The sequence below is a fragment of the Nocardia sp. CWNU-33 genome, assembly GCF_046764895.1.
Lineage (GTDB): Bacteria > Actinomycetota > Actinomycetes > Mycobacteriales > Mycobacteriaceae > Nocardia.
In genome coordinates, this window is the sequence record NZ_JBKOQN010000040.1 from 35,348 (window position 1) to 54,957 (window position 19,610).

Sequence of the window (19,610 nt, forward strand, 5' to 3'; positions counted from 1 at the left end):
GCGCTGTCCGCCAATGCCATCCAAGCCCAGCGTCTTGTTCGTTTGCGTCCACAACGCCGGCCGCTCGCAAATGGCCGCCGGATTTCTCACCCACCTCGCAGGTGCGGCCGTCGAAGTCCGATCCGCCGGAACCGCGCCCGCCGGAACCATCAACCCTGTCGCCGTCGAAGCGATGGCCGAGATCGGCATCGACATCGCTGATCAGACTCCGAAAGTCCTCACCTCGGACACTGTGGAAACCTCCACCGTCGTCATCACAATGGGCTGCGGTGACACCTGCCCATTCTTTCCCGGCGTCACCTACCTCGACTGGAAGCTCGACGACCCCGCAGGCCAAGCCCTCGACGCCGTCCGGTCCATCCGCGACGAGATCGGACAAAGAGTCCGCAACCTACTCACCGAACTCGGCATCGACTGACAACATCGGACCACCTGGTCAGCGGCATCGCGATCTCCGCTAGTACTGCAACGGCACTCGGGTGGTGGACGAGGTGAGCAGTGCAGCATCTGCTCGGTGGTTCCGGGACACATTCGGGCCGCGCGAAGTCACTCGTCACAGCCACAGCCACAGCGAGCCTGGACGAGTCATCACGCCGAAGCCGTCGTCACCGGTGGGGACACTCTGATCGCCGGACTTCCTATGGCCGACTATGGTCCACGCCGGAACAAAGGAGTGACGTTGCGGGTGCTGTTGTCGACGAGCGGGACGCGCGGCGATATCGAGCCGGCCTTGGGGCTCGCGCTGCAGTTGCGGGAGCTCGGAGCCCAGGTACGGGTGTGCGCGCCACCGGACTTCGAGAGGCGCTTCACCGAGCTGGGCGTGCCACTGGTGCCGTTGGGGCCGCCGATGCCAGGTTCGCATGGCGCAAAAGCCTCGCTGGCTGATCGGCTGGACTACTCAGACCGGTGGCCCGCATTTCAGTTCGACACGATCTCCACAGCAGCCACAGGATGCGATGCGGTAATCGCAACCGGCATTACGGAGATCGCCGCCCGGTCGGTCGCTGAGAAGCTGGGAATCCACTACCAGTACGCGAGCTACCAGCCGACCAGCCTGCCCTCGCCGCATCATCCGCCGATGCCGCGGATGCCGGGCGATCGGCCTGCGCCAGCGGCCATTGGTAACCAACTGCAGTGGGAGATCGACGCCCAGGGGTGGAACGCGGAGTTCGGTGAGGCATTGGATACCCGCCGAGCAGCGCTCGGGCTGCCACCGGTGGGCAGTGTGCGCGACCATGTAATCACCGACCGCCCGTGGTTGGCAGCGGACCCGGTTCTGGGGCCATGGCCAGAATCGCCCGGTCTGGACGTCGTACAGACCGGTGCCTGGATCGTGCCCGACGAACGCCCCCTCCCGGCCGAATTGGAGGCGTTCTTGGACGCGGGTACACCCCCGGTGTATATCGGCTTCGGCAGCATGCTGGTGCACAACGGCATCGCCCGGGTCGCGATCGAAGCAATCCGCGCGCACAACCGCCGTGCGCTCCTCGCCCGTGGCTGGGCCGAGTTGGCCGTGATCGACGACCTCCCCGACTGCATGGCCGTTGGAGAGGTCAACCATCAAGCGCTGTTCACTCGGGTCGCCGCTGTCATCCACCACGGCGGCGCGGGCACGACAACGACCGCCGCCCGGGCCGGCGTGCCTCAAGTGGTGGTACCCCAGATGATGGACCAGTCGTACTGGGCGCGCCGGGTGGTCGGTCTCGGCATCGGCACGGCGTGTGAGGACGCTGGTCCCGATACAGCGTCATTGTCCGCCGCTCTCGACGTCGCATTGACGTCCACCACCCGAGCGCGCGCAAGCGTAGTGGCCGGCATGATCCGCGCCGACGGGGCGACGGTGGCAGCTAAGTTGCTGATCGACGCGATCAGTTAGGGAAGCTGTCGGAATGCTCCTGCAACGACACTCAGGTGAGTGGGTGGCCGCGGCGCCGGTAGTGCGTAGAACACGTCGCATGCTTCCAGCCAATCGCGCAGGTAACCGGCTTGGCCGTAAGCCTCATCGGCGGTGAACTACGCGAAGGGCGTCCCTGCGGCCATGGCTCGCTCGAGCATCATGATCATCAGCCGCGGCTTCTCGGCGAACCCGACTTCGCCGGGGATCCCGGCGGCGCAGCAGTCACGGTCCACGAGACCGGAACATACAGTGCACGATCGATCAGGCATGTCGTTGCAGTACTAGGCGTCCGCCGTGATCAGAACGGGCACAGGCTCTTCGGTTACCGGAGTCGTGTGGGCGTCGAGGCCGCGGCGGAAGAAGTCGGGGTTGCGCCGGCGTGCTACCAGCATCAGCACGGCACCGAGCAGCAGGATGCCGAAGCCCATGTAGAACACGAGTCCGATGCCGCCGATCGAGGCACCACTACCGTTGTCCGGGTCCATGCTTTCACGGACCGACACCAGGAACACCGCCAGCAGCATTGCGCCGCCGAGCAGCGGGAACAGGAATTTGAAGACGACGTTGCGGGCGCTGGTGAACAGCTCCTTGCGGAAGTACCAGACGCAGGCGAAGGCCGTGATGCCGTAATACCAGCAGATCATGATGCCCAGTGCCGCAACGGTATCCAGCAGCGATCGCTCGGAAAGCAGGCACACGATGGCGTAGAAGGCTCCGGTCACCACGCCGGCGACGACGGTGCTGAAGGTCGGCACCAGGTAGCGCGGGCTCACCTTGCTGAACTTCTTCGGGAACGCGCCGTAGGCGCCCATTGCGAGCATGGTGCGGGCCGCGGGCAGGAAGGTTGTCTGCAGGCTCGCGGCCGAGGAGGCGAGGATCGCGAGCAGCAGCAGCGGGCCCGCCCAGCCGAGCACCGGGTCGGCGAGCGCACCGAAGACATTGTCGGCGTTCTCCTCGTTGCCGAGGCCGAGCCCGGTGTCGCCGACACCGGCGTACATCATCACGGCGACCGCGACGAGCAAGTAGGTCAGCAGGATCGAGAGCACGCAGAGCAGTCCGGCCCGGCCGGGCACCCGCTTCGGGTCCTTGGATTCCTCGCCCAGGGTCAGGCAGGTGTCCCAACCCCAGAAGGCGAAGATGGAGCCGGTCACCCCGATCATGAACGCGCTCAACGTGAGTCCGGTGAACGGGTCGAACCAGTCGAGATCGAAACTCAGCTGGGTGGGCGAACCGTGGCGGGCCACGTGTACCAGCGCGGTGACCGCGAAGGCCAGCAGAATGATCATCTGGAACCCGACGAGTACGTACTGCACCCGCTCACTTGTGGTGATGCCGCGGCCGGCGACCAGGGTCGCGATCGCAACGAACACCAGCGTGGTGGCGATGTTGATGCCCTTGTGGTCGGCCAGCTCGGCAATGCCTGGACTACTGAAGATCCGCCCGAGGAACAGGTAGAAGAACTCCACCGCAATCGCGGCCAGGTTGGAGAGCACGATGACCGTCGCCATCACCATGCCCCAGCCACACATCCAGCCGACATAGGGCCCGAAGGCCTTGGTGGACCACGTGAACGAGGCTCCGCAGTCGGGCATCCGTGCGTTCAGCTCGCGGTAGGCGTAGGCAGTCAAGAACATCGGGACGAAGCCGACGAGGAGAATGGCCGGCATCTTCAATCCGACCGCCGCGACGATCAGACCGATGCTGGCGGTCAGCGTGTAGCCGGGCGCGACTGTCGAGATCCCGAGGACCGCACCGGAGAAGGTGCCGATGGTGCCTGCGGCAAGCCCCTTGTCGACCGGCCGCTCGCTGGTTTGTGCGGCGGGCGGGAGCTCACTGAGGATGCTCATTCGTTTCCTCCTTCGGAAACCACGACCATTGGCACCTGGCGGACTCCGAGCAACGTCACGGCCGTAGCGGATAACGCTGCGAATTCGCCGTCGACGTAGTTCTGGAGTGCGGGACCGGTCATCGATTCACCGCCCGCTGGACGGGCGTTGTCTGAAATTTGCGTGGCCTTCAGTGTGCGCTGCGACACAGCCGACGACCTGCGCCGAGTTGGACACTGGGTCGACTTTTCTTCGACAATCTGTACAACCGCGCGCTGACCCCGCGGCTGTTAGCTGAGCGCTACCCAGACCTCGGCAGCAGCGTCTCCAATGCGCTGCGCAGGTGCGCGCGGGCCTCTTCGGCGGCGAGCTCCCCCGATAGCCACCGCGCGGCCAAGCCCTCGGTCAGCGCTGTGATGATGAGCCCGACCTGTGGTGCGTCCACGGCACGGGACACATCATCGACCGCCTGGGCTACCCGAATAGCATCGGCGATCTCGTCGATCCACTGCCGCGAAGTGCGGGCCAGCGGCTCACGCAAGGGCGGTTCATAGACCGCGCTTGCTCGCAATTCGTTCCAGGCCAAGGAGTTCTCGACCATCTCCGGCGTGTTCTCGAGCTCCGCCAGCAGTTGACCGATGAGCTGCTCGCGCGGTGACCCGGAGTCGTCCGCCGCCTTCCGGTACACACGGGACCGGTCGTTGATGTAGGTCAACGCGGCGGCGAGCAGTCCGTCACGGTCTTTGAAGTAGTAGTAGAGCAGCCCGGGTGACACCCCGGCCACCTGTGCGACATCACCCACGCGCAGACCACGCACTCCGCGCTCGGCGATTGCGGCGGCGCTGGCCCGCAGGATTGCCTCCCGCCGGCTTGTCATGCCACGCACTTGCCTTCCCGCCCTTCATCATTCGCAGCTGTCATGATATCCCGCAACGGCCGCCGCTCACCGGCCCGCGGGCCGCCGTGCTCGGCAGCGCTACGCGGGCTGCTGCTGGGTGATGCAGTGGATACCTCCACCACGCGCGAATATCTCGCGAGCGTCGACGGACACCACGCGTCGACCCGGGTAGGCATCGGCGAGGATGTCACGTGCCGCGGCATCGTGCGGATCGTCGAAGGAACAGCAGATGACGCCATCGTTCACGACGAGGTGATTGATGTAGCTGTAGTCCACCCAGCTCTCGTCGTCGCGCAGCACCTGCGGCGCGGGCACTTCGACTATCTCCCAGGGCTTTCCGTCGACATCGTGACTGTCGCGCAACACCGCCATTATCTCGTCGGTCACCCGCGCATCGGGGTGGGAGCGGTCGGACTGAGAGTGCACGAGCAGCCGCCCCGGTGCGGAGATGGCGGCGACGATATCGACGTGACCGCGGGTGCCGAACCGCTCGCTGTCGCGCGTGAGCCCGCACGGCAGCCAGATGACATGTTCGGCGCCGATGGTGCGGGCCAATTCGGCTTCCACCGCGGCCTTGTCCAGCCTGGGATTGCGGCCAGGATCGAGCTGGACGGTCTCGGTGAGCAGTACCGTGCCCTGTCCGTCGACCTGGATTCCACCGCCCTCGTTGACCAGATTCGAGGCAATGACCTCGGCCCCGGCCAGTGCGCCGACGGTCGCCCCGATGTGGCGGTCGTCGGCCCAGCGGGCCCAGGCCTGTCCGCCCCAGCCGTTGAACACCCAGTCGACCGCGCCGAGGCGTCCGCTTTCGTCGCGGACGAAGGTCGGGCCGATATCGCGCATCCAGGCGTCGTCCAGTGGGGCCTCGACGATCTCGACGGCCTGCGACAGGTACCGGCGCGCGGCATCCCGGTCGGCGGGATCGACCACCATGGTGACGGGTTCGAAGTCGAGGATGGCGTGTGCGACGGCGGACCACGCGAGCCGGGCGGCGTGCGCGGACTCGGGAGTCGCCGAAATAGACGCGCCCAGCGGCGGGAACGCCATCCAGATCCGTTCCTGCGGTGCGGTTTCCGACGGCATCTTCCAGCTCATGCCTCCTCCCCGTACGGGCGGGCAGCATCGACCGGTGCGGTGAGGCGGGCGTAGGTGTCGGGCCTGCGAGTGGTCAGGAAGGGAAACAGGCCGAGCCAGTCACGGCGCTGCTCCAGGTCGAGATCGGCCACCAGCACCGCCGCGGTGTCGCGTGGAGCGCGAACCAGCACGCGGCCGTAGGGGTCGGAGATGAACGATGAACCGTAGAAGCTCACGCTGCCCTCGTCGCCGAACCGGTTCGGCACGATCATGAAAGTGCCTGCGGTGATGCCATTTCCGACGATGACGTGGTGCCACAGTGGTTGAGTGTCGAAGTCCGGGAACGACGGCTCCGATCCGATCGCCGTGGGGTAGACGAGGATCTCCGCACCACCGAGCGAGTAGGCCCTCGACACTTCGGGGAACCATTCGTCCCAGCAGGTCGGCAAGCCGATCGCGGCGCCGTCGAGCGCTGCAGGCCGGTATACCGGGTAGGGGTCGTCGGCAGGCCCGGGGCGGAAGTAGGTGTCTTCGTAGTAGCCGTCGGTCACCGGGATGTGCAGCTTGCGGGTTCGGCCGATGAGTTCGCCGTCGGGCGAGACCAAGATCGCCGTGTTGAACCCGAGGCCGTCGGCAGCCTCCGCGCGCTCGTAGAGCGAGGCATGGACAGCGACACCATTCGCCTTCGCAGCCTCGGCGGTGAAGGCGAAGGTCGGACCCGAAAGCAGCTCCTCCGCAGCGCCGCCCGGATTCGCGCCGGCCCGCACGTCCGCCGGATAACGCGACAGGGTCAACTCGGGAAGAAACACCGCCTGCGCGCCCTGTTCGGCTGCGATCCGGATGCCCGCGGCAAGCTGAGCACGCAGTTCGGCGGGGTCGGCCAGCCAGCGGTGCTGCACGACACCGACTCGGACGGGTCGACGCAGTGCAGCGGTCGTCCGCGCGAATGAGGGCGGTGGTGCGAACGCGGTCTCGAGGACGAACGTCGATCCATTCATGGCTTCGATACCTCCTGGAATCGATGAACTGAAAATTCAGTCAATGCAATCGGCAGTCGAAGCCGACACCGGCGCACGGCCGACGTGTCCGAACCACTCGGGGACCAGATCGCCTCGAACGCCACTTCCGTCGCAGCCCTGCGGGGTGTCCACGATGAGCAACGGCAGATACCGCACAGAAAACATTGCGAAATCGATACTGTCAACCGCAAAGGACAACTGATTTCGTTGTATGAGCATGATATTTAAGGCGAAGTGTGCTGTGACTTCTGTTCTGAACGGAGCCACTGGCCGTTCACGCCGCGCCCTCGAACAAGGAGCGGCCCTCACCCCTTCGCCATCAATGACGCCGACGGCGTGGTCGACTGCGCGATCGCGACGACCTTCTGCGCGAGGCGGTCTGGGTCGATGACGATGCACTGTCGGACGCGATCGCCACTTGTCTACGCACGTGACCGGCATGCAGTACACACAGGTCCGCAGCTGCCCGAGTCAGCGCCGCACACCCACCGGTCGATGGTCAACGAAATTCGCAGCCGTGTCCGGAAAGAAATATGCCCTCGCCGTATCAGCTGCCGCGCGAGTCGCTCGATCGATGGCCCGCGATAGTTCGCCACCATCAAGACTGATCGATCGGTTCGAGCGGTCGAGTGACAGCCGCGCCGCGGTGCTGGTTTCAGGGCCGGGCTCCGACAGCACCGAGTCGGTACAGTCCAAGTGTGGGCATCGCCGAGCGCGGATCCGCAACCTTGGGTCACGATCGTCGAGATGAGGAGGCCCTCGATCGAGACATCACGTGTGCACGGTGCGCAAACCGAGCTCGAACAGGACGCCGCCACCGCACCCGGTTTCGCGGTCCTGACGAGCGCAGCCCTTGGTGTGGCTGTTCTCTTGTGCGTCCACTTCGACCGGGCTCCGTTCATCGGCAACTCGACCGACGCCGATCAGTTCGTTGGTCTGGTGATCGGCGGGATTCTGCTGGGCACTTCCCTGCTGGTGTGGGCGATCAAGACCCTGTACCTGGTCGGCAGGGAGCACCGGTGGTCATGGAAGGTCGCCGCCGTGCCTGCCGTTGCCCTCGCGGGGATGGTGGCCGGGATGGCCTTTCGGCCCGACGGCTTCGACTCCGCACGTCCGGCAATCGAAGACGTCGCGGTCGAGATGCAGCGCGCAGATGGACCGACCAGCCGCCGAGACCTGAGCCTCGGCGGGCTCGATATCAGCTTGGCTCAACGCGAATCCGATGGGCGCGTCTACTTCTACGACGCCGACGGGTTCATGGGCTCCACCGTCCGCGGCTGGGTGTATTCGCCTGGCACCGAGCCGGTAGGGGGTAACGCCCGGCTGTTCGAAAAGCTGTACGGAGACTGGTACACGTTCGTCTTCAGCACCGAATGAGACCGCAGGCGGCTCAGCGCCAGAGCGGGTCGGACCATGCCGAAGACGGCCCGCAGCGGAAGAAATGGCCAGCACGGCAATACCGAATCACCGCGCCATGGGCTGCGCACGACCCCTCGTCACGGGGGCGGATCAAACCGTCCCGGCGATCCTATTCGTCACTGTTTGCCGAAGAGTTGCCAGTAGATACGGTACCCATTCGGTCAGTGGAGGACGGACCACCGAGGCGCGTCAGGAAGTGATAACTCCTCCTGACACCGGGCTTCCTGTTGACGAGCGTGATGTCGCCACCGTAGTGGGCCATCACCCGGTGATTCATGACCGCGCGCCACAGCGGGGGCACGGCGGCCAGGACGACCATAGTGGCGTAGCCGGCAGGCAACTGAGGTGCCTCCTGGCTGCTGCGTAGGGTCTGGTAGCGACGCCCCGGGTTCGCGTGGTGGTCGCTGTGACGTTGGAGGTGGAACAGGAAGACATTCGTGATCAGACGGTCGCTGTTCCAACTGTCGCGCGGTGAGCACCGCACGTAGTTGCCGTTGGCGCGGCGCGCGCGCAGCAATCCGTAGTGCTCGACGTAGTTCACTGTCTCCAACAATCCGGCGCCGATCATCGCCTGCAGGAGCAAATACGGGATGACGGCGGGGCCGAAGACCAGAATCATCGTGCCGAACAGCACAACACTCATCGACCATGCTTGCAGGAGATAGTTATGTGGGCTGAACCAGCGTTTCCCTTTGCGGGACAGGCGTTCCCGTTCCAGGGCCAGCGCCGAGCGGAAGCCGCCGACTATGCTGCGCGGCAAGAACTCCCACAGTGACTCGCCGAATCGGGCGCTGGCCGCGTCCTCGGGCGTGGCGACGCGGACGTGGTGGCCGCGATTGTGTTCGACGAAGAAATGCCCGTATCCGGATTGCGCCAGAGCAACCTTTGCCAGCCAACGTTCGAGATGCTCGGCCCGGTGGCCGAGTTCGTGGGCGGCGTTGATGCCGATGCCCGACACGACCCCCATCGTCACAGCCAATCCCAGCTTGTCGGCGAGGCTCAGTTCCTGCCTGGCCCACAGGTATCCGGCGATCAGCAGGCCGATGAACTGGAGCGGCAGGAAGAGATAATTGCACCAACGATAGTATCGATCGTTGGACAACGACTCGTAGTCCTCATCGCGCGGATTGCTGCCGTCATCGCCCACCGCCAAGTCCAGCAGTGGAATTACCACGAACACAATGATCGGACCGATCCACCAAAACAGCTCCAGCCCGGTGTGGGCTACTAGTTGTGAGGGCAGTAGCGCACAACCCGGTGCGATCAAACCTAGAACCCACATATAACGTTTGGGGTCGCGCGCGTCTGTATTCTCAAAGATTGCCATAGTCGTCCCGTGATTCGACATACCCGGTTGAGAGTTTGGCCCGACGAAGACGGTTCCGTCTAATCTTGTTGATCTAGAATAAACGTTTTCTCGCCGCTTACCAGCGATCCGTTGAAATAGCCGCCTGACCGGCCGATTACCCAACCGATCCGGACCGCCGGAGATCGGTCGAGCCGAATTTTCGCCGAGAATCGTATGGGCGCACGGCTTCCCGCCTCGACGCACGAATAGTGGAACACCGCGAGGACTTTCGCCGCAGTACCACGCTTCGGCATCTCTACCGGCCGAGCACGGCGCCGCACAGGATGTGCCCGGCTCACCGGGTCCGCGGCCGGAACGCCAGGTTGGTCGCTACCGAGTCGCGGCGGGTGCACTCCGGCCACGAAAATCCGATGCGGCCGCACTGGTTCCGGCGGGCGCGGATCGTGCTTCTCGCTGTCGATCGGCTCGGTCCACCTGCTGCGGGTCGGCTCACAGGCCGACCCGCCACCCTGCATCGTGCACAGATCACCCACACTCAGGTGCGACGAGCCCGACAACGCGCGGGCATACACCGGACGCCGTGTATCCGATCGAAGTCCCCACGACACCGGAATTGCCGTGCGCCGGAAACTATGGCAATGCACCACAGTTGGACGGGGCTGGGATACCCGCCAACCGATCGGTGATCCATTGTTGCGAGGCCGCGAGCGACGGAAAAAAGGCCACCACGTGGGTGCCGACGACTCCGGAGAACGGGGGAATGTCCGCATTCGACTCCAGCTGAACCGGCACACCACGACTGCACCAGCTGGCGGCCATGTCCCGAATCGGCGTATACGGCGCACCCTCGTCGTTCCTGGCCGAGGCGATCAATACGGGAACAGACGGGGTGAGCCCGCCGACACGCTGCTCGTCGAATGCCGCTTTCAACACCGGGGACTGATCGATCACGTCGATGAGTGGTTGTCCGCTGGTGGTCCACTGGGATGTGTACTGATGGGCCTGGGCCAGCCCGACCGGGACGGCACATTTGTTCTGAGAGTCATCCAGGATCGCCTTGCCGATGTCGTTGAGTTCAGCATCGAGCACCGGTCGGGTGTTGGGATAGTTGGCGGCGATGCCGTTGAGAATCCACGCGTAGGTGGGTGCGACGGAGGGTCGGCCGTCGTTGTACCCGATGAAATACTCGTCATCCACCACCGGCCCCCCGACGTACGCGCCGCGCACATTCAGATCTGGAGCGTAGCTCGGTTGCAGCTCGGCAGCGCCTGCGGAGGCCATACCGCCCTGGGAGTACCCGTAGAGAATGACCGGTGAATTGGGGTTCAGGCTGCTCGGCAACCGCAATGCGGCACGCGCGGAATCCAGCACCGCGTGGGCTTGTGCCTTCCGGTTGAGATAGTCGTGAATATCGGGCGTGCCGAGGCCGTGGTAATCGGTCACCACTACCGCCATGCCACGCGACAGCAGGGAGAAGAGCCCTACCACGTCGTACTCGAAGATCACGTCGAGCGGCGGCTGGAAATGGACGAGATCCGGCAACAACTTCGAAGGCGCACACTGATCGCCCTGCCCCTTCGTGCCGACCCCGTACGCGATCAGCGGGCGCTCCCCCGGGCCGGGCCACGGCATGGCCGGCTCCAGATACGTGCCCACCACAGCGGTCGGCGCGTCCTGAGCATCGCTGCTGAGGTACATCATGCGTGTCGCCATCGCCGGGATTATTCCGGGCTGTCCTGGGGCCGACAGCGCCACCGGCGCCGGTTCGGTCCGGATGATGGTGCCCGGGTCTCCCGGCGGAAGCGGCACCGGCGGCAGGTAGAAGCCGCTGGCCTCCACGGCCGGAAGCATCCATGGGTCGGCTGCGGAAAACGCCCCGCTACCGACCGCGATGAAAGCTCCGGTCACAACTGCGGTCAAGCTGAGTATTCGACTCCTCACGAATCAATCCCTTCCTTCGATGGGGGATAGCCATGACTTCGAGAATCGGATACCGAGACTAGCTGCCTTAGAGCCTCCAGCCAGGCACAACGCGCCTCATGTTGATCACGACCGCATCGTCGGGCACCATCAGCCGCTTTCGGGCTCCCGATCCACGGGCCGGCGATGGCGAAGCCCCTGGCGTGCGCAGCAGGGCAGCCAGGGGCTCAGTCGCGCCGAATCGAGGTCAGCCCTTGACCAGTTCGGGGGCCACCGTTTCGGGCTCACCGGCCGCTTCCGGGGCGGCTGCCCGGCTCGGCAGGAGCACTGCCATCGCAATCACGATCAGCGCCAAGGCGGCGGAGACGACGAAGGCCAGGCGCATGCCGTCGAGGTGGGCGGTGACAGGGTCGGTGCCGTCGGCGACGAGCTCGGTGCTGCGGGCCGACATCACCGTCACCACCAGGGCGGTGCCGAAGGCCGCGGCGACCTGCTGCAAGGTGCCGAGCATGGAACTGCCGTGCGAGTACAGGTGCTGCGGGAGAGCACCGAGGCCGAGAGTGAAGACCGGGGTGAAGGTTGCCGCCAGCGACACCATCAGCAGCATGTGCAAGGCGATCAGCTGCCAGTACGGCATGGTCATCGAGATTTGGGTGAACCCGGCCAGCGACGCGGCGATCCCGATCGACCCTGGAATCACCAGCAAGCGTCCGCCGAACCGGTCGAACACGCGCCCGACGGTCGGTCCGAGTAGACCCATCGCCAACCCACCCGGCATCACCAGCAGGCCGGTCTGCAATGGGCTCAGGCCACGCAGGTTCTGCAGATACAACGGCAGCAGGATCATCGACCCGAGCATCGCCATAAACGCGATCGACATCAGCACCAACGCCTTCGAATAGGTGCCGGACCGCAAGACCCGCAGATCCAACAGCGGAGTGCCGGTACGCTGCATGCGCAGCTGACGGAACACGAACGCGGCGATGAGAGCCGAGCCCGCGGCGACGATCAGCGCCGGGCTGGTGAGGTTGCTGCTCTCGAACCGGCTGAGCCCGAACACCAGCCCACCGAATCCGAGTGCGGCCAACACCACGCTGGCCGAGTCGATCGCCCCGGCCTGCGGTTCACCGATGTTCTCCAGCCGGCGCAGGCCCAGCCAGGTAACTACCCCCGTGATCGGCAGCACCAGCACGAAAAGCCAACGCCACGAACCGATCTGCAACACCAACCCGGAAACCACGGGTCCCAACGCGGGCGCCACCGAAATGGCAAGGGTGACATTGCCCATCACGCGGCCGCGGTCCTGCTCGGGCACAACGGTCATCAACGTGGTCATCAGCAGCGGCATCATCACCGCGGTGCCGCCGGCCTGGATGATCCGCCCGAGCAGCAGCACCGCGAACGACGGCGCGACGGCCGACAGCGCGGTACCGGCCAAGAAGACCCCCATCGCCACGGCATACGCCTGCCGGGTCGACACCCGCTGCAGGAACCAGCCGGTGGTCGGGATGACGGCCGCCATCGTGAGCATGAACGCGGTGGACACCCACTGCGCCGCTCGTTCGGTGACCGCGAGGTCGTCCATCAGACGCGGGATCGCGTTGATCATGATGGTCTCGTTCAGGATCACCACGAAGGTCGCGAGTACGAGCACCCGGATGACGGTCGGTGTCCGCCTTCCCGAGGCGGGAGCGGATAGTTCGGCGGGCATCGGGTACCTCCGGAGGATGGTGCGTTGGCAGGAATATGTGTGGCCCGTTGCCGAGTCACCGGATCGCGTCCCGGCGCCACAGTGATTGAGACGGAATCGGCCACTCGAACTCATCGGGCGCGCGTCAGTATTGCGGTCGGCACCGACATCTCTCACCCGATTTTCCCGCCCATCGACCCGCGAGCTACCCGGAAACTACTGGTCAGCAGCCAATCTCACAGGTGCCGATATCGAATCGTGAGCCTGGTCACGTACCCCTGGGTGGCGTCGACACCACGCCACCCTGCCCATGACCTCCCCGCCGCCACCGGTACGGGCAAACTCGGCGCAAGTTAGATGTCACTGCGCGTCATGTTTTGTTGTGCCATCATTTATTGGCACGCTATATAACGAGTCGATGGTTACGCCGTCCCGGCGCGACCTGAGTTTCTACGGTCGGGGCGGTGAAGCGCGTTGCCAATGCGGGTATCGAGACTGCAGTCCAGACCTTTCGACGGACTCGCGCGGACCGGCCGCAGCGACCGATACGGAAATCCGTTGCCGGACTCGATGTTCGACGCCGACCCGAACGATCTCTCGGCAACTCCGGCCGAGCGGTTCGATGCACGGCCGGATCAGCCAGGCGGCAGCGAATATCCCCCTCTCAGCACCTCGGGCCGATGTCGGCCGGGGAACCAACCAATCTCCAATGATTGAGGTGATCACGAAATGTCAAGGCCACCTGTGGAAGTCGTTCGAAGCCTGGTCCCTGCTCGAATGGATCGGCTGCCGTGGACGAGATTTCACTCGTTGATAGTCATCGGACTCGGGGTGTCCTGGATCCTGGACGGGCTCGAGATCCAGATCGTCAGCAGCATGGGTGGTGTGTTGGAGAGCCCGAGCACCCTCCACCTCACCAGCGGGCAGGTCGGCGCGGCCGCATCGTGGTATCTGGCCGGACAGGTGGTCGGCGCACTGGTCTTCGGCAGAATCACCGACAAACTCGGACGCAAGAAACTCTTCATCCTCACGTTGGCGATCTATCTCGTTGGCAGCGGATTGGCCGGCCTGTCGTGGAGCGCCTGGTCACTGTACTTCTTCCGTTTCATTGCCGGCACCGGGATCGGCGGCGAGTACACGGCAATCAATTCGGCGATCGATGAGATCATGCCCTCGAAATACCGAGGGCGAGTCGACATCGCCATCAACGGTACTTATTGGGGTGGAGCCGCATTGGGTGCGGCGGCCAGTCTGGTTCTCTTCAATGAAGACATCGTCCCGCTGCACTGGGGCTGGCGGATCGGCTTCTTCATCGGCCCGGTTCTCGGCCTGATCATCATCTTCTTGCGCCGCCAGGTACCGGAGAGCCCGCGATGGCTCCTCACACACGGTCGGGCCGCCGAAGCCGAACGAACCGTAGATGAGATCGAGGAGCGCATCCGAAGCCGAGGTGTCGAACTGCCCCCGGTCGACAAAAGCAAGGCCTTGGACATCGTCGACGCGGGCCGGCTCTCTTATCTGCAGATGGCTCGTATCTTCTTCGGCAAGTATCCCTCCCGGTCTCTCCTCGGGTTCACGATGATGGCCACGCAGGCATTCTTGTACAACTCGATCTTCTTCACTCAAGGCATGGTGCTGATCTACTTCTACGACGTGCCGCTCGACCACACCGGGTACTACTTCTTCCCGTTCGCGGTCGGCAACCTGATCGGACCGTTGGTACTCGGGCCACTTTTCGACAGCATCGGACGCCGAAAAATGATCTGTGCCACCTACGTTGGCTCCGGCACACTTCTTCTCATCTCGGCCTGGGCGTTCAATGCGGGACTGCTGACTGCCGTCACCCAAACCGCACTCTGGTGTGTCATATTCTTCTTTGCCTCAGCGGGAGCATCCTCGGCCTATCTCACCGTCAGCGAGATCTTCCCGTTGGAGCTGCGCGGCCAAGCCATCTCGTTCTTCTTCGCGATCGCACAGGGCACCGGCGGCGTGGTCGCACCGTACTTCTTCAGTCGGCTGATCGGCGGCGCCGACAATGTCGACCTGGACCGGCTCCCACTGACCTGGGGGTACATAATCGGCGCCGGAACGATGGTCATCGGCGGCCTGGTCGCCTGGCGCTTCGGCGTGGACGCCGAAGGTAAATCGCTGGAGGACATCGCCGATCCGCTGAGCGCGGCACACCGCACCGACGAACAATCGACGCCGGAACCAACCCGGTCTATCTGACGCAGTTGCCGAGCCGGCGGTGGGTGCCACAAGCCCGCCGCCGCTCACGCCAGTTCCCTGCCCGGCGGGATCGAGACTCCACGGGCCGCGCTGTCCGGATCACGGCCCGCAACGGCAGGCGCACCGATGCTCCGACTGGGTTCGGTGACGACGTGGTCAGCACAGGAAAGCAGATCGAAGCAACAGGCAGTGCACTGGAATTCGGCCCGCCCGACGGTGACCGGGAGGTAACGGCCATGTGCCTTACGTCCTCTACTCACGCAACAACTGCGAAATGGTGACGAACCGATAGCCACCTGCCCTGAGCTTGTCGATCATCGGGGCGATGGCGTCTCGGGTCTGCTGGCGCCCGCCATACATGGCGTGCAGCAACACGATCGAACCCGGTCGCACCCGGGCAACCGTGTAGTCGGCGATCGCCGCCGCGCTGCTGTCGACCTCCGGATACGAATTGGGTTCGACGTCCCACAGAATCGTTTTCCGGTCGTGCTCATGCAAGTAATACGGCAATGTCAGCAGCTTCTTGCCATTAGGCGGACGAACCGTGATCTCGCCGGTGTACCCGGTGTTACGAATCAGCTCGTCCGTGCGCTCGATTTCGCCGGCCACAGTTCCAGGCGTCACGAAGACCATTCGCTGATGCGAGTAGGTGTGGTTGCCGATCTCGTGCCCCGCTTTCGCGATGGCCACACCGAGTTCCGGGTGACGTTCCAACTCCTGCCCGATCAAGAAGAACGTCGCGTGCACCCCCTTGTCGGCCAGCACATCCAGCACAGGTTGGGTGCCAGCGGGACCCGGTCCGTCATCGAATGTCAGCGCGACGACCTTCGATGTGGTGTCCACACGGTCGGTCAGACCACCGAAGAACTGGAAGGTTCGGGAGTTCACCACACGGAACAGGCCGAAGCCGCTGCCGAGCAGCACAACGAGCAGCATCGCCAGACAGATTGTCCATCTGCGGGTGCGGCGGGAGAGGTGGCGACGAAACAACATGCTTCTGAGCATGTCGGCTCGCATGCCCACGCGGAAGCGACGGAAGTACTCGGAGCTTCTGAACACGGCCTAATGCCGGACGCGGACGACGAGTTTGCCGGTGGCGCGATCGTGCTCCATGTCGTCGTGGGCCTGCGGCACCTGCTCCAAGCCGTCGTAGACGCGGTCTACGGGGAAGGCCAGCTCGCCGCCCGCGACCGCATCGAGGATCTCCTGGAAGGCTTCCCGAGGCAGGTCGGCGGCATCGCCGAAGTAGCCCGCCAGGCGCACGCCCCTGGGCAGGTACTCGTTCGGAGAGAAGTCCCGCACCGTCCACTGGTTGGACAGGCTGCCGCTGAAGCAGGCCGTGCCGTGCACGCGCACCGCGCGCAATGTGTCGGGCAGGGTCGGCGTGCCGACGAGATCAAGGGCGGCGTCGACGCCGTCCGGGTACAGCTCGCGCACGGCGGGCGCGACCTCGCCGGTGTCGAGCAGCGGATGGTCGATACCGTGCTCCTTCAGCGAAGCGAGACGGGTGGCCCGCCGGGTGGTGGACAGCACCGTGGCACCGCGCCATGTGGCCAGGGCGGCGGCGGCCAGGCCCACCGAGGAGGTGCCGCCGCGGATCAGCACGGACTGACCGGGCCTCAGGTCCAGGCCGATGGTGAGCGAGCCGTAGGCGGTCTGCACCATCTCCGGCAGGGCGCCCAGCACCTCCCAAGGCAGGTCGGTGTCGATGGGGATGACCTGGGACAGCGGCACCGAGGCGTATTCGGCATAGCCGCCGTCGAAAGTGCGCCCCATGTCCCCCATCATGGCGACAACCTTCTGCCCAACAGCCAGCCCGCTGCCGGCCGGAGCCGCGTCGACGGTGCCGGCCGCCTCGATACCCGGCACCCGGGGAAAACTGACGCCCACGCTCACACCCAGCCGAAGCTTCAGCTCCGAGCGGTTGAGGCCGAACGCTTCGACGCGGATGCGCACCCAACCGTCCTTTTCGGGCGGGAGAGGCAGAGTGGTCAGCCGCAAGTTCTCGATGGGGCCGGGGGCGGAGAGTCGGACGGCGCGCATAGTGGTCGGAGATGGCGTCATGGCCTGCCTTCTTCCTAGGTAGGAGGGTCGGTCAGCGGTGATCAACATGCAGCCGATACTGCTTCATTCCCGACTCGCTATGGGACATAGGCCGTACGCGTTTAGCCCGAACTTGCGTATGAAACATCTGGTCCGGCTTATATCTTCCGCGAGTTCGCCGTTCACCCCGCCCATCAGGGACACGGATACGCACGAATCATCCACGATGCGTTGCTATCCGGCCGCCCGGAACCGTTGGCCTATCTGCTGGTCCGAGTCGGCAACCCAGCCAGAGCCGCGTACGAGTCATGGGGTTGGCGAGCGATCGGGCAAGACCAGCCGTTTCCAGATTCGCCGGCGACGGACGAGATGGCCGAGCTCACGCGTTGAATCGCGCGACAGAGGTTGGGCTGCGTCGGTTTCCACGAGATGTGTGACGGTGCCGGCCCAAATCCGGGGGACTCAACGGCATACGACCAACGTATGCCGCAAACCCCTAAATGAACCTGTCCAACGTCAACCAACCCGGTCCCAACCCCGCCCAACAAGGGCAGCACCCACCAGGGCAATTCGCCCCTGTCGATGCCTCTCCTCTGAACCTGAGTCGTATCCGGTCGACTACCGGCGCCGGAGGAGTAGGCACGGCCAGGCGAAGTCGGACGATGGTGTCGCATGCCGACCCGGGGCAAGCGCTATTCGCTCAGCTTCGTGAGCAGGAAATCCCTGGCGACGCAGGATGCTTGCTGGAACTGCTCCTCGTACACAGCGAAGTGGGTGCCCGGGATCAGCGACAGTTGTTTGGGTTCCAGCGCCTCGGCGTAGCTCTGCAGAGCGATATCGCTGGGCGTCAAGGTGTCCTGATCGGCGATCACCATCAGCAGTGGCGTCGGGGACACGCGGCGCAGGAACGCCTCCGGGGTGTAGGACTGGAACTTATCGACGCTGGAGAGGGTGACCTCGTTGCGCCAGGTAGGGACCTGCGGGCCGTTGGCCATCAACCAGTTGTAGACCTCGATACCAGGCATAGCGACAAGTTCGGTGGGATCATCGGAGGCCGCCTTGATCGTCTCGTGCGGTTTGCCGGAAGCGCGGGCTCGGCGGTCCGCGGCGATGGCCGCGTGAACGGCAGGCAGCATGATGGAGGGAACCAGGCTGCGGAAGTTGGCCCAGCCGTTGGTGATCGGCACCTGCGAGACGACGGCGCGCACGCGCCGGTCGGTCGCCGCGACGACCAAGACGTGGCCGCCCGCGTAGCTGGTTCCCCAAATGCCGATGCGTTCCGGGTCGATGCCGTCCAGGGTCTGGGCGAAGGTGATCGCATCGCGGTAGCCCTCGATCTGGGCGGTGGGGTCGACCTCGTAGCGGGGTTCGCCATCGGAGGTCCCGAACCCAGGGTGGTCGTAGACAAGACAGGCCAGGCCTGCGGCGCTGAACACTTCGGCAAATGGCGCGACCCATTCCTTGACGCCCGCGAAGCCGTGTGTCATCACCACCAGCGGGGTGCTGCCCGACGTCCGTTCCGGCCGATAGAGCCAGCCCCGCAAGGTTACTGCGCCACTGGTGAATTCGACATCGACGCGCATCGCGATCCTTTCCATGACATCCGTCCTGCAATCAAACTACGGCGTGCGTGGTCTGACCACTCGTGGTCGCGACGCGAATCTGCTCCCAGCGCATCGCGACGCCCTGGGAGCAGTCCACGCCGCCGCTATTCGCGTTCGTCGTGAACCATGACCTGATCGCTCGCCTCGTGATCAGGCGACGGACGCTCGGCGAGCACCGGGAACTGACCGGTGTAACCCTCACGCTGCAGCGCGATGCTCGCTACCCGCTTGCGGGCGAGAAACCACCCGACGACCAGCATCGGAACCACGACGACGCCCACGGCAATTACCGCACCACGCTGCAACTCGTCATCGCTGAAGGCCATCAGCGCGACCACCGTCGCCAGGAACACCAGCGTCGCGTAGCTCGTGTAGGGCGCGCCCATCAGCCGGAACTTCGGCCGCTCCACCTTGCCGTCACGCGCCCAGCGCCACAACTGCAACTGGCAGACCACGATCGCCGTCCACGCCACGATGGTGCCCAGTGCCGACATGTTCAGCACGATCTCGAATGCTTTGTCGGGCACCACCACGTTCAAGCCGACACCGAGCAAGGCGATCGCACCGGTGGCCAGGATGCCGACATAGGGCACACCGCCGCTGGACATCCGCGAAGCGATAGCAGGCGCACTGCCGTTCATCGACATCGACCGCAGGATCCGGCCGGTCGAGTACAAACCGG

The 19,610-nt window shown here is 64.8% G+C and carries 14 protein-coding genes and 1 pseudogene; 4 read left to right on the forward strand and 11 right to left on the reverse strand.

What is annotated here, in order from left to right; genetic code table 11:
• The first annotated feature begins 13 nt into the window (after positions 1–13).
• Entirely contained in the window at positions 14–418 is a 405-nt protein-coding gene (locus tag ACLMAL_RS34025) for an arsenate reductase ArsC (protein ID WP_412002817.1), read from the forward strand.
• A gap of 261 nt (positions 419–679) precedes the next feature.
• Positions 680–1,876 (forward strand): glycosyltransferase, encoded by a 1,197-nt coding sequence (locus tag ACLMAL_RS34030; protein WP_412002818.1) that lies wholly within the window; start codon positions 680–682, stop codon positions 1,874–1,876.
• Between the two features lie 302 nt (positions 1,877–2,178).
• On the opposite strand, the gene ACLMAL_RS34035 is transcribed toward ACLMAL_RS34030, so the two are convergent.
• The 4 genes from ACLMAL_RS34035 to ACLMAL_RS34050 all read right to left on the reverse strand — a co-directional run bounded on the left by ACLMAL_RS34035 (position 2,179) and on the right by ACLMAL_RS34050 (position 6,693).
• Positions 2,179–3,744, reverse strand: coding sequence for an APC family permease (locus tag ACLMAL_RS34035; RefSeq protein ID WP_412002819.1), 1,566 nt, complete (start codon positions 3,742–3,744; stop codon positions 2,179–2,181).
• A gap of 280 nt (positions 3,745–4,024) precedes the next feature.
• Positions 4,025–4,600 (reverse strand): TetR/AcrR family transcriptional regulator, encoded by a 576-nt coding sequence (locus ACLMAL_RS34040; protein WP_412002820.1) that lies wholly within the window; start codon positions 4,598–4,600, stop codon positions 4,025–4,027.
• Positions 4,601–4,699: 99 nt separating this feature from the next.
• Positions 4,700–5,716 (reverse strand): agmatine/peptidylarginine deiminase, encoded by a 1,017-nt coding sequence (locus ACLMAL_RS34045; RefSeq protein WP_412002821.1) that lies wholly within the window; start codon positions 5,714–5,716, stop codon positions 4,700–4,702.
• Positions 5,713–6,693 carry a nitrilase-related carbon-nitrogen hydrolase gene (locus ACLMAL_RS34050; protein ID WP_412002822.1) on the reverse strand — a complete coding sequence of 327 codons (981 nt, stop codon included), beginning with the start codon at positions 6,691–6,693 and terminating at the stop codon, positions 5,713–5,715. Before ACLMAL_RS34050 ends, ACLMAL_RS34045 begins: the two co-directional genes overlap by 4 nt.
• 768 nt (positions 6,694–7,461) lie before the next feature.
• Between ACLMAL_RS34050 and ACLMAL_RS34055 the strand changes: the two genes are divergently transcribed.
• Positions 7,462–8,091, forward strand: coding sequence for a hypothetical protein (locus ACLMAL_RS34055; RefSeq protein ID WP_412002823.1), 630 nt, complete (start codon positions 7,462–7,464; stop codon positions 8,089–8,091).
• 151 nt (positions 8,092–8,242) lie between these two features.
• Here the strand turns inward: ACLMAL_RS34055 and ACLMAL_RS34060 are convergent, their stop codons facing one another.
• From ACLMAL_RS34060 to ACLMAL_RS34070, 3 genes are all read right to left on the reverse strand, one after another.
• A complete protein-coding gene (locus tag ACLMAL_RS34060; protein WP_412002831.1) occupies positions 8,243–9,415 on the reverse strand; it encodes an alkane 1-monooxygenase in 1,173 nt (390 codons plus the stop codon).
• A 657-nt stretch (positions 9,416–10,072) separates the two neighbouring features.
• The gene (locus ACLMAL_RS34065; RefSeq protein ID WP_412002824.1) at positions 10,073–11,362 is read right to left on the reverse strand and encodes a lipase family protein; all 1,290 of its coding nucleotides are present in this window, start codon (positions 11,360–11,362) and stop codon (positions 10,073–10,075) included.
• 247 nt (positions 11,363–11,609) lie between these two features.
• Entirely contained in the window at positions 11,610–13,073 is a 1,464-nt protein-coding gene (locus ACLMAL_RS34070) for an MDR family MFS transporter (protein WP_412002825.1), read from the reverse strand.
• Positions 13,074–13,862: 789 nt separating this feature from the next.
• Between ACLMAL_RS34070 and ACLMAL_RS34075 the strand changes: the two genes are divergently transcribed.
• Positions 13,863–15,281 (forward strand): MFS transporter, encoded by a 1,419-nt coding sequence (locus tag ACLMAL_RS34075; protein WP_412002826.1) that lies wholly within the window; start codon positions 13,863–13,865, stop codon positions 15,279–15,281.
• Between the two features lie 252 nt (positions 15,282–15,533).
• Here ACLMAL_RS34075 and ACLMAL_RS34080 read toward each other — a convergent pair whose 3' ends face one another.
• The 4 genes and pseudogenes from ACLMAL_RS34080 to ACLMAL_RS34095 form a co-directional block, all read right to left on the reverse strand.
• Entirely contained in the window at positions 15,534–16,274 is a 741-nt protein-coding gene (locus ACLMAL_RS34080) for a polysaccharide deacetylase family protein (protein WP_412002827.1), read from the reverse strand.
• 69 nt (positions 16,275–16,343) lie between these two features.
• On the reverse strand, positions 16,344–17,237 hold the full coding sequence (locus ACLMAL_RS34085) for a zinc-binding dehydrogenase (RefSeq protein ID WP_412002828.1): 894 nt from the start codon (positions 17,235–17,237) through the stop codon (positions 16,344–16,346).
• 779 nt (positions 17,238–18,016) lie between these two features.
• Positions 18,017–18,922: an alpha/beta hydrolase gene (locus tag ACLMAL_RS34090; RefSeq protein ID WP_328412350.1), complete on the reverse strand. Its 906-nt coding sequence runs from the start codon at positions 18,920–18,922 to the stop codon at positions 18,017–18,019.
• Positions 18,923–19,032: 110 nt separating this feature from the next.
• Positions 19,033–19,610 (reverse strand): annotated as a pseudogene (locus tag ACLMAL_RS34095) (L-asparagine permease); the annotation flags it as partial.

Coding starts and splice junctions, on each gene's coding strand:
- ACLMAL_RS34025 (WP_412002817.1), top strand. CDS start 14: ATGCCATCCAAGCCCAGCGTCTTGTTCGTTTGCGTCCACAACGCCGGC.
- ACLMAL_RS34035 (WP_412002819.1), bottom strand. CDS start 3,744: ATGAGCATCCTCAGTGAGCTCCCGCCCGCCGCACAAACCAGCGAGCGG.
- ACLMAL_RS34040 (WP_412002820.1), bottom strand. CDS start 4,600: ATGACAAGCCGGCGGGAGGCAATCCTGCGGGCCAGCGCCGCCGCAATC.
- ACLMAL_RS34045 (WP_412002821.1), bottom strand. CDS start 5,716: ATGAGCTGGAAGATGCCGTCGGAAACCGCACCGCAGGAACGGATCTGG.
- ACLMAL_RS34050 (WP_412002822.1), bottom strand. CDS start 6,693: ATGAATGGATCGACGTTCGTCCTCGAGACCGCGTTCGCACCACCGCCC.
- ACLMAL_RS34055 (WP_412002823.1), top strand. CDS start 7,462: ATGAGGAGGCCCTCGATCGAGACATCACGTGTGCACGGTGCGCAAACC.
- ACLMAL_RS34060 (WP_412002831.1), bottom strand. CDS start 9,415: ATGTGGGTTCTAGGTTTGATCGCACCGGGTTGTGCGCTACTGCCCTCA.
- ACLMAL_RS34070 (WP_412002825.1), bottom strand. CDS start 13,073: ATGCCCGCCGAACTATCCGCTCCCGCCTCGGGAAGGCGGACACCGACC.
- ACLMAL_RS34080 (WP_412002827.1), bottom strand. CDS start 16,274: ATGTTGTTTCGTCGCCACCTCTCCCGCCGCACCCGCAGATGGACAATC.
- ACLMAL_RS34090 (WP_328412350.1), bottom strand. CDS start 18,922: ATGGAAAGGATCGCGATGCGCGTCGATGTCGAATTCACCAGTGGCGCA.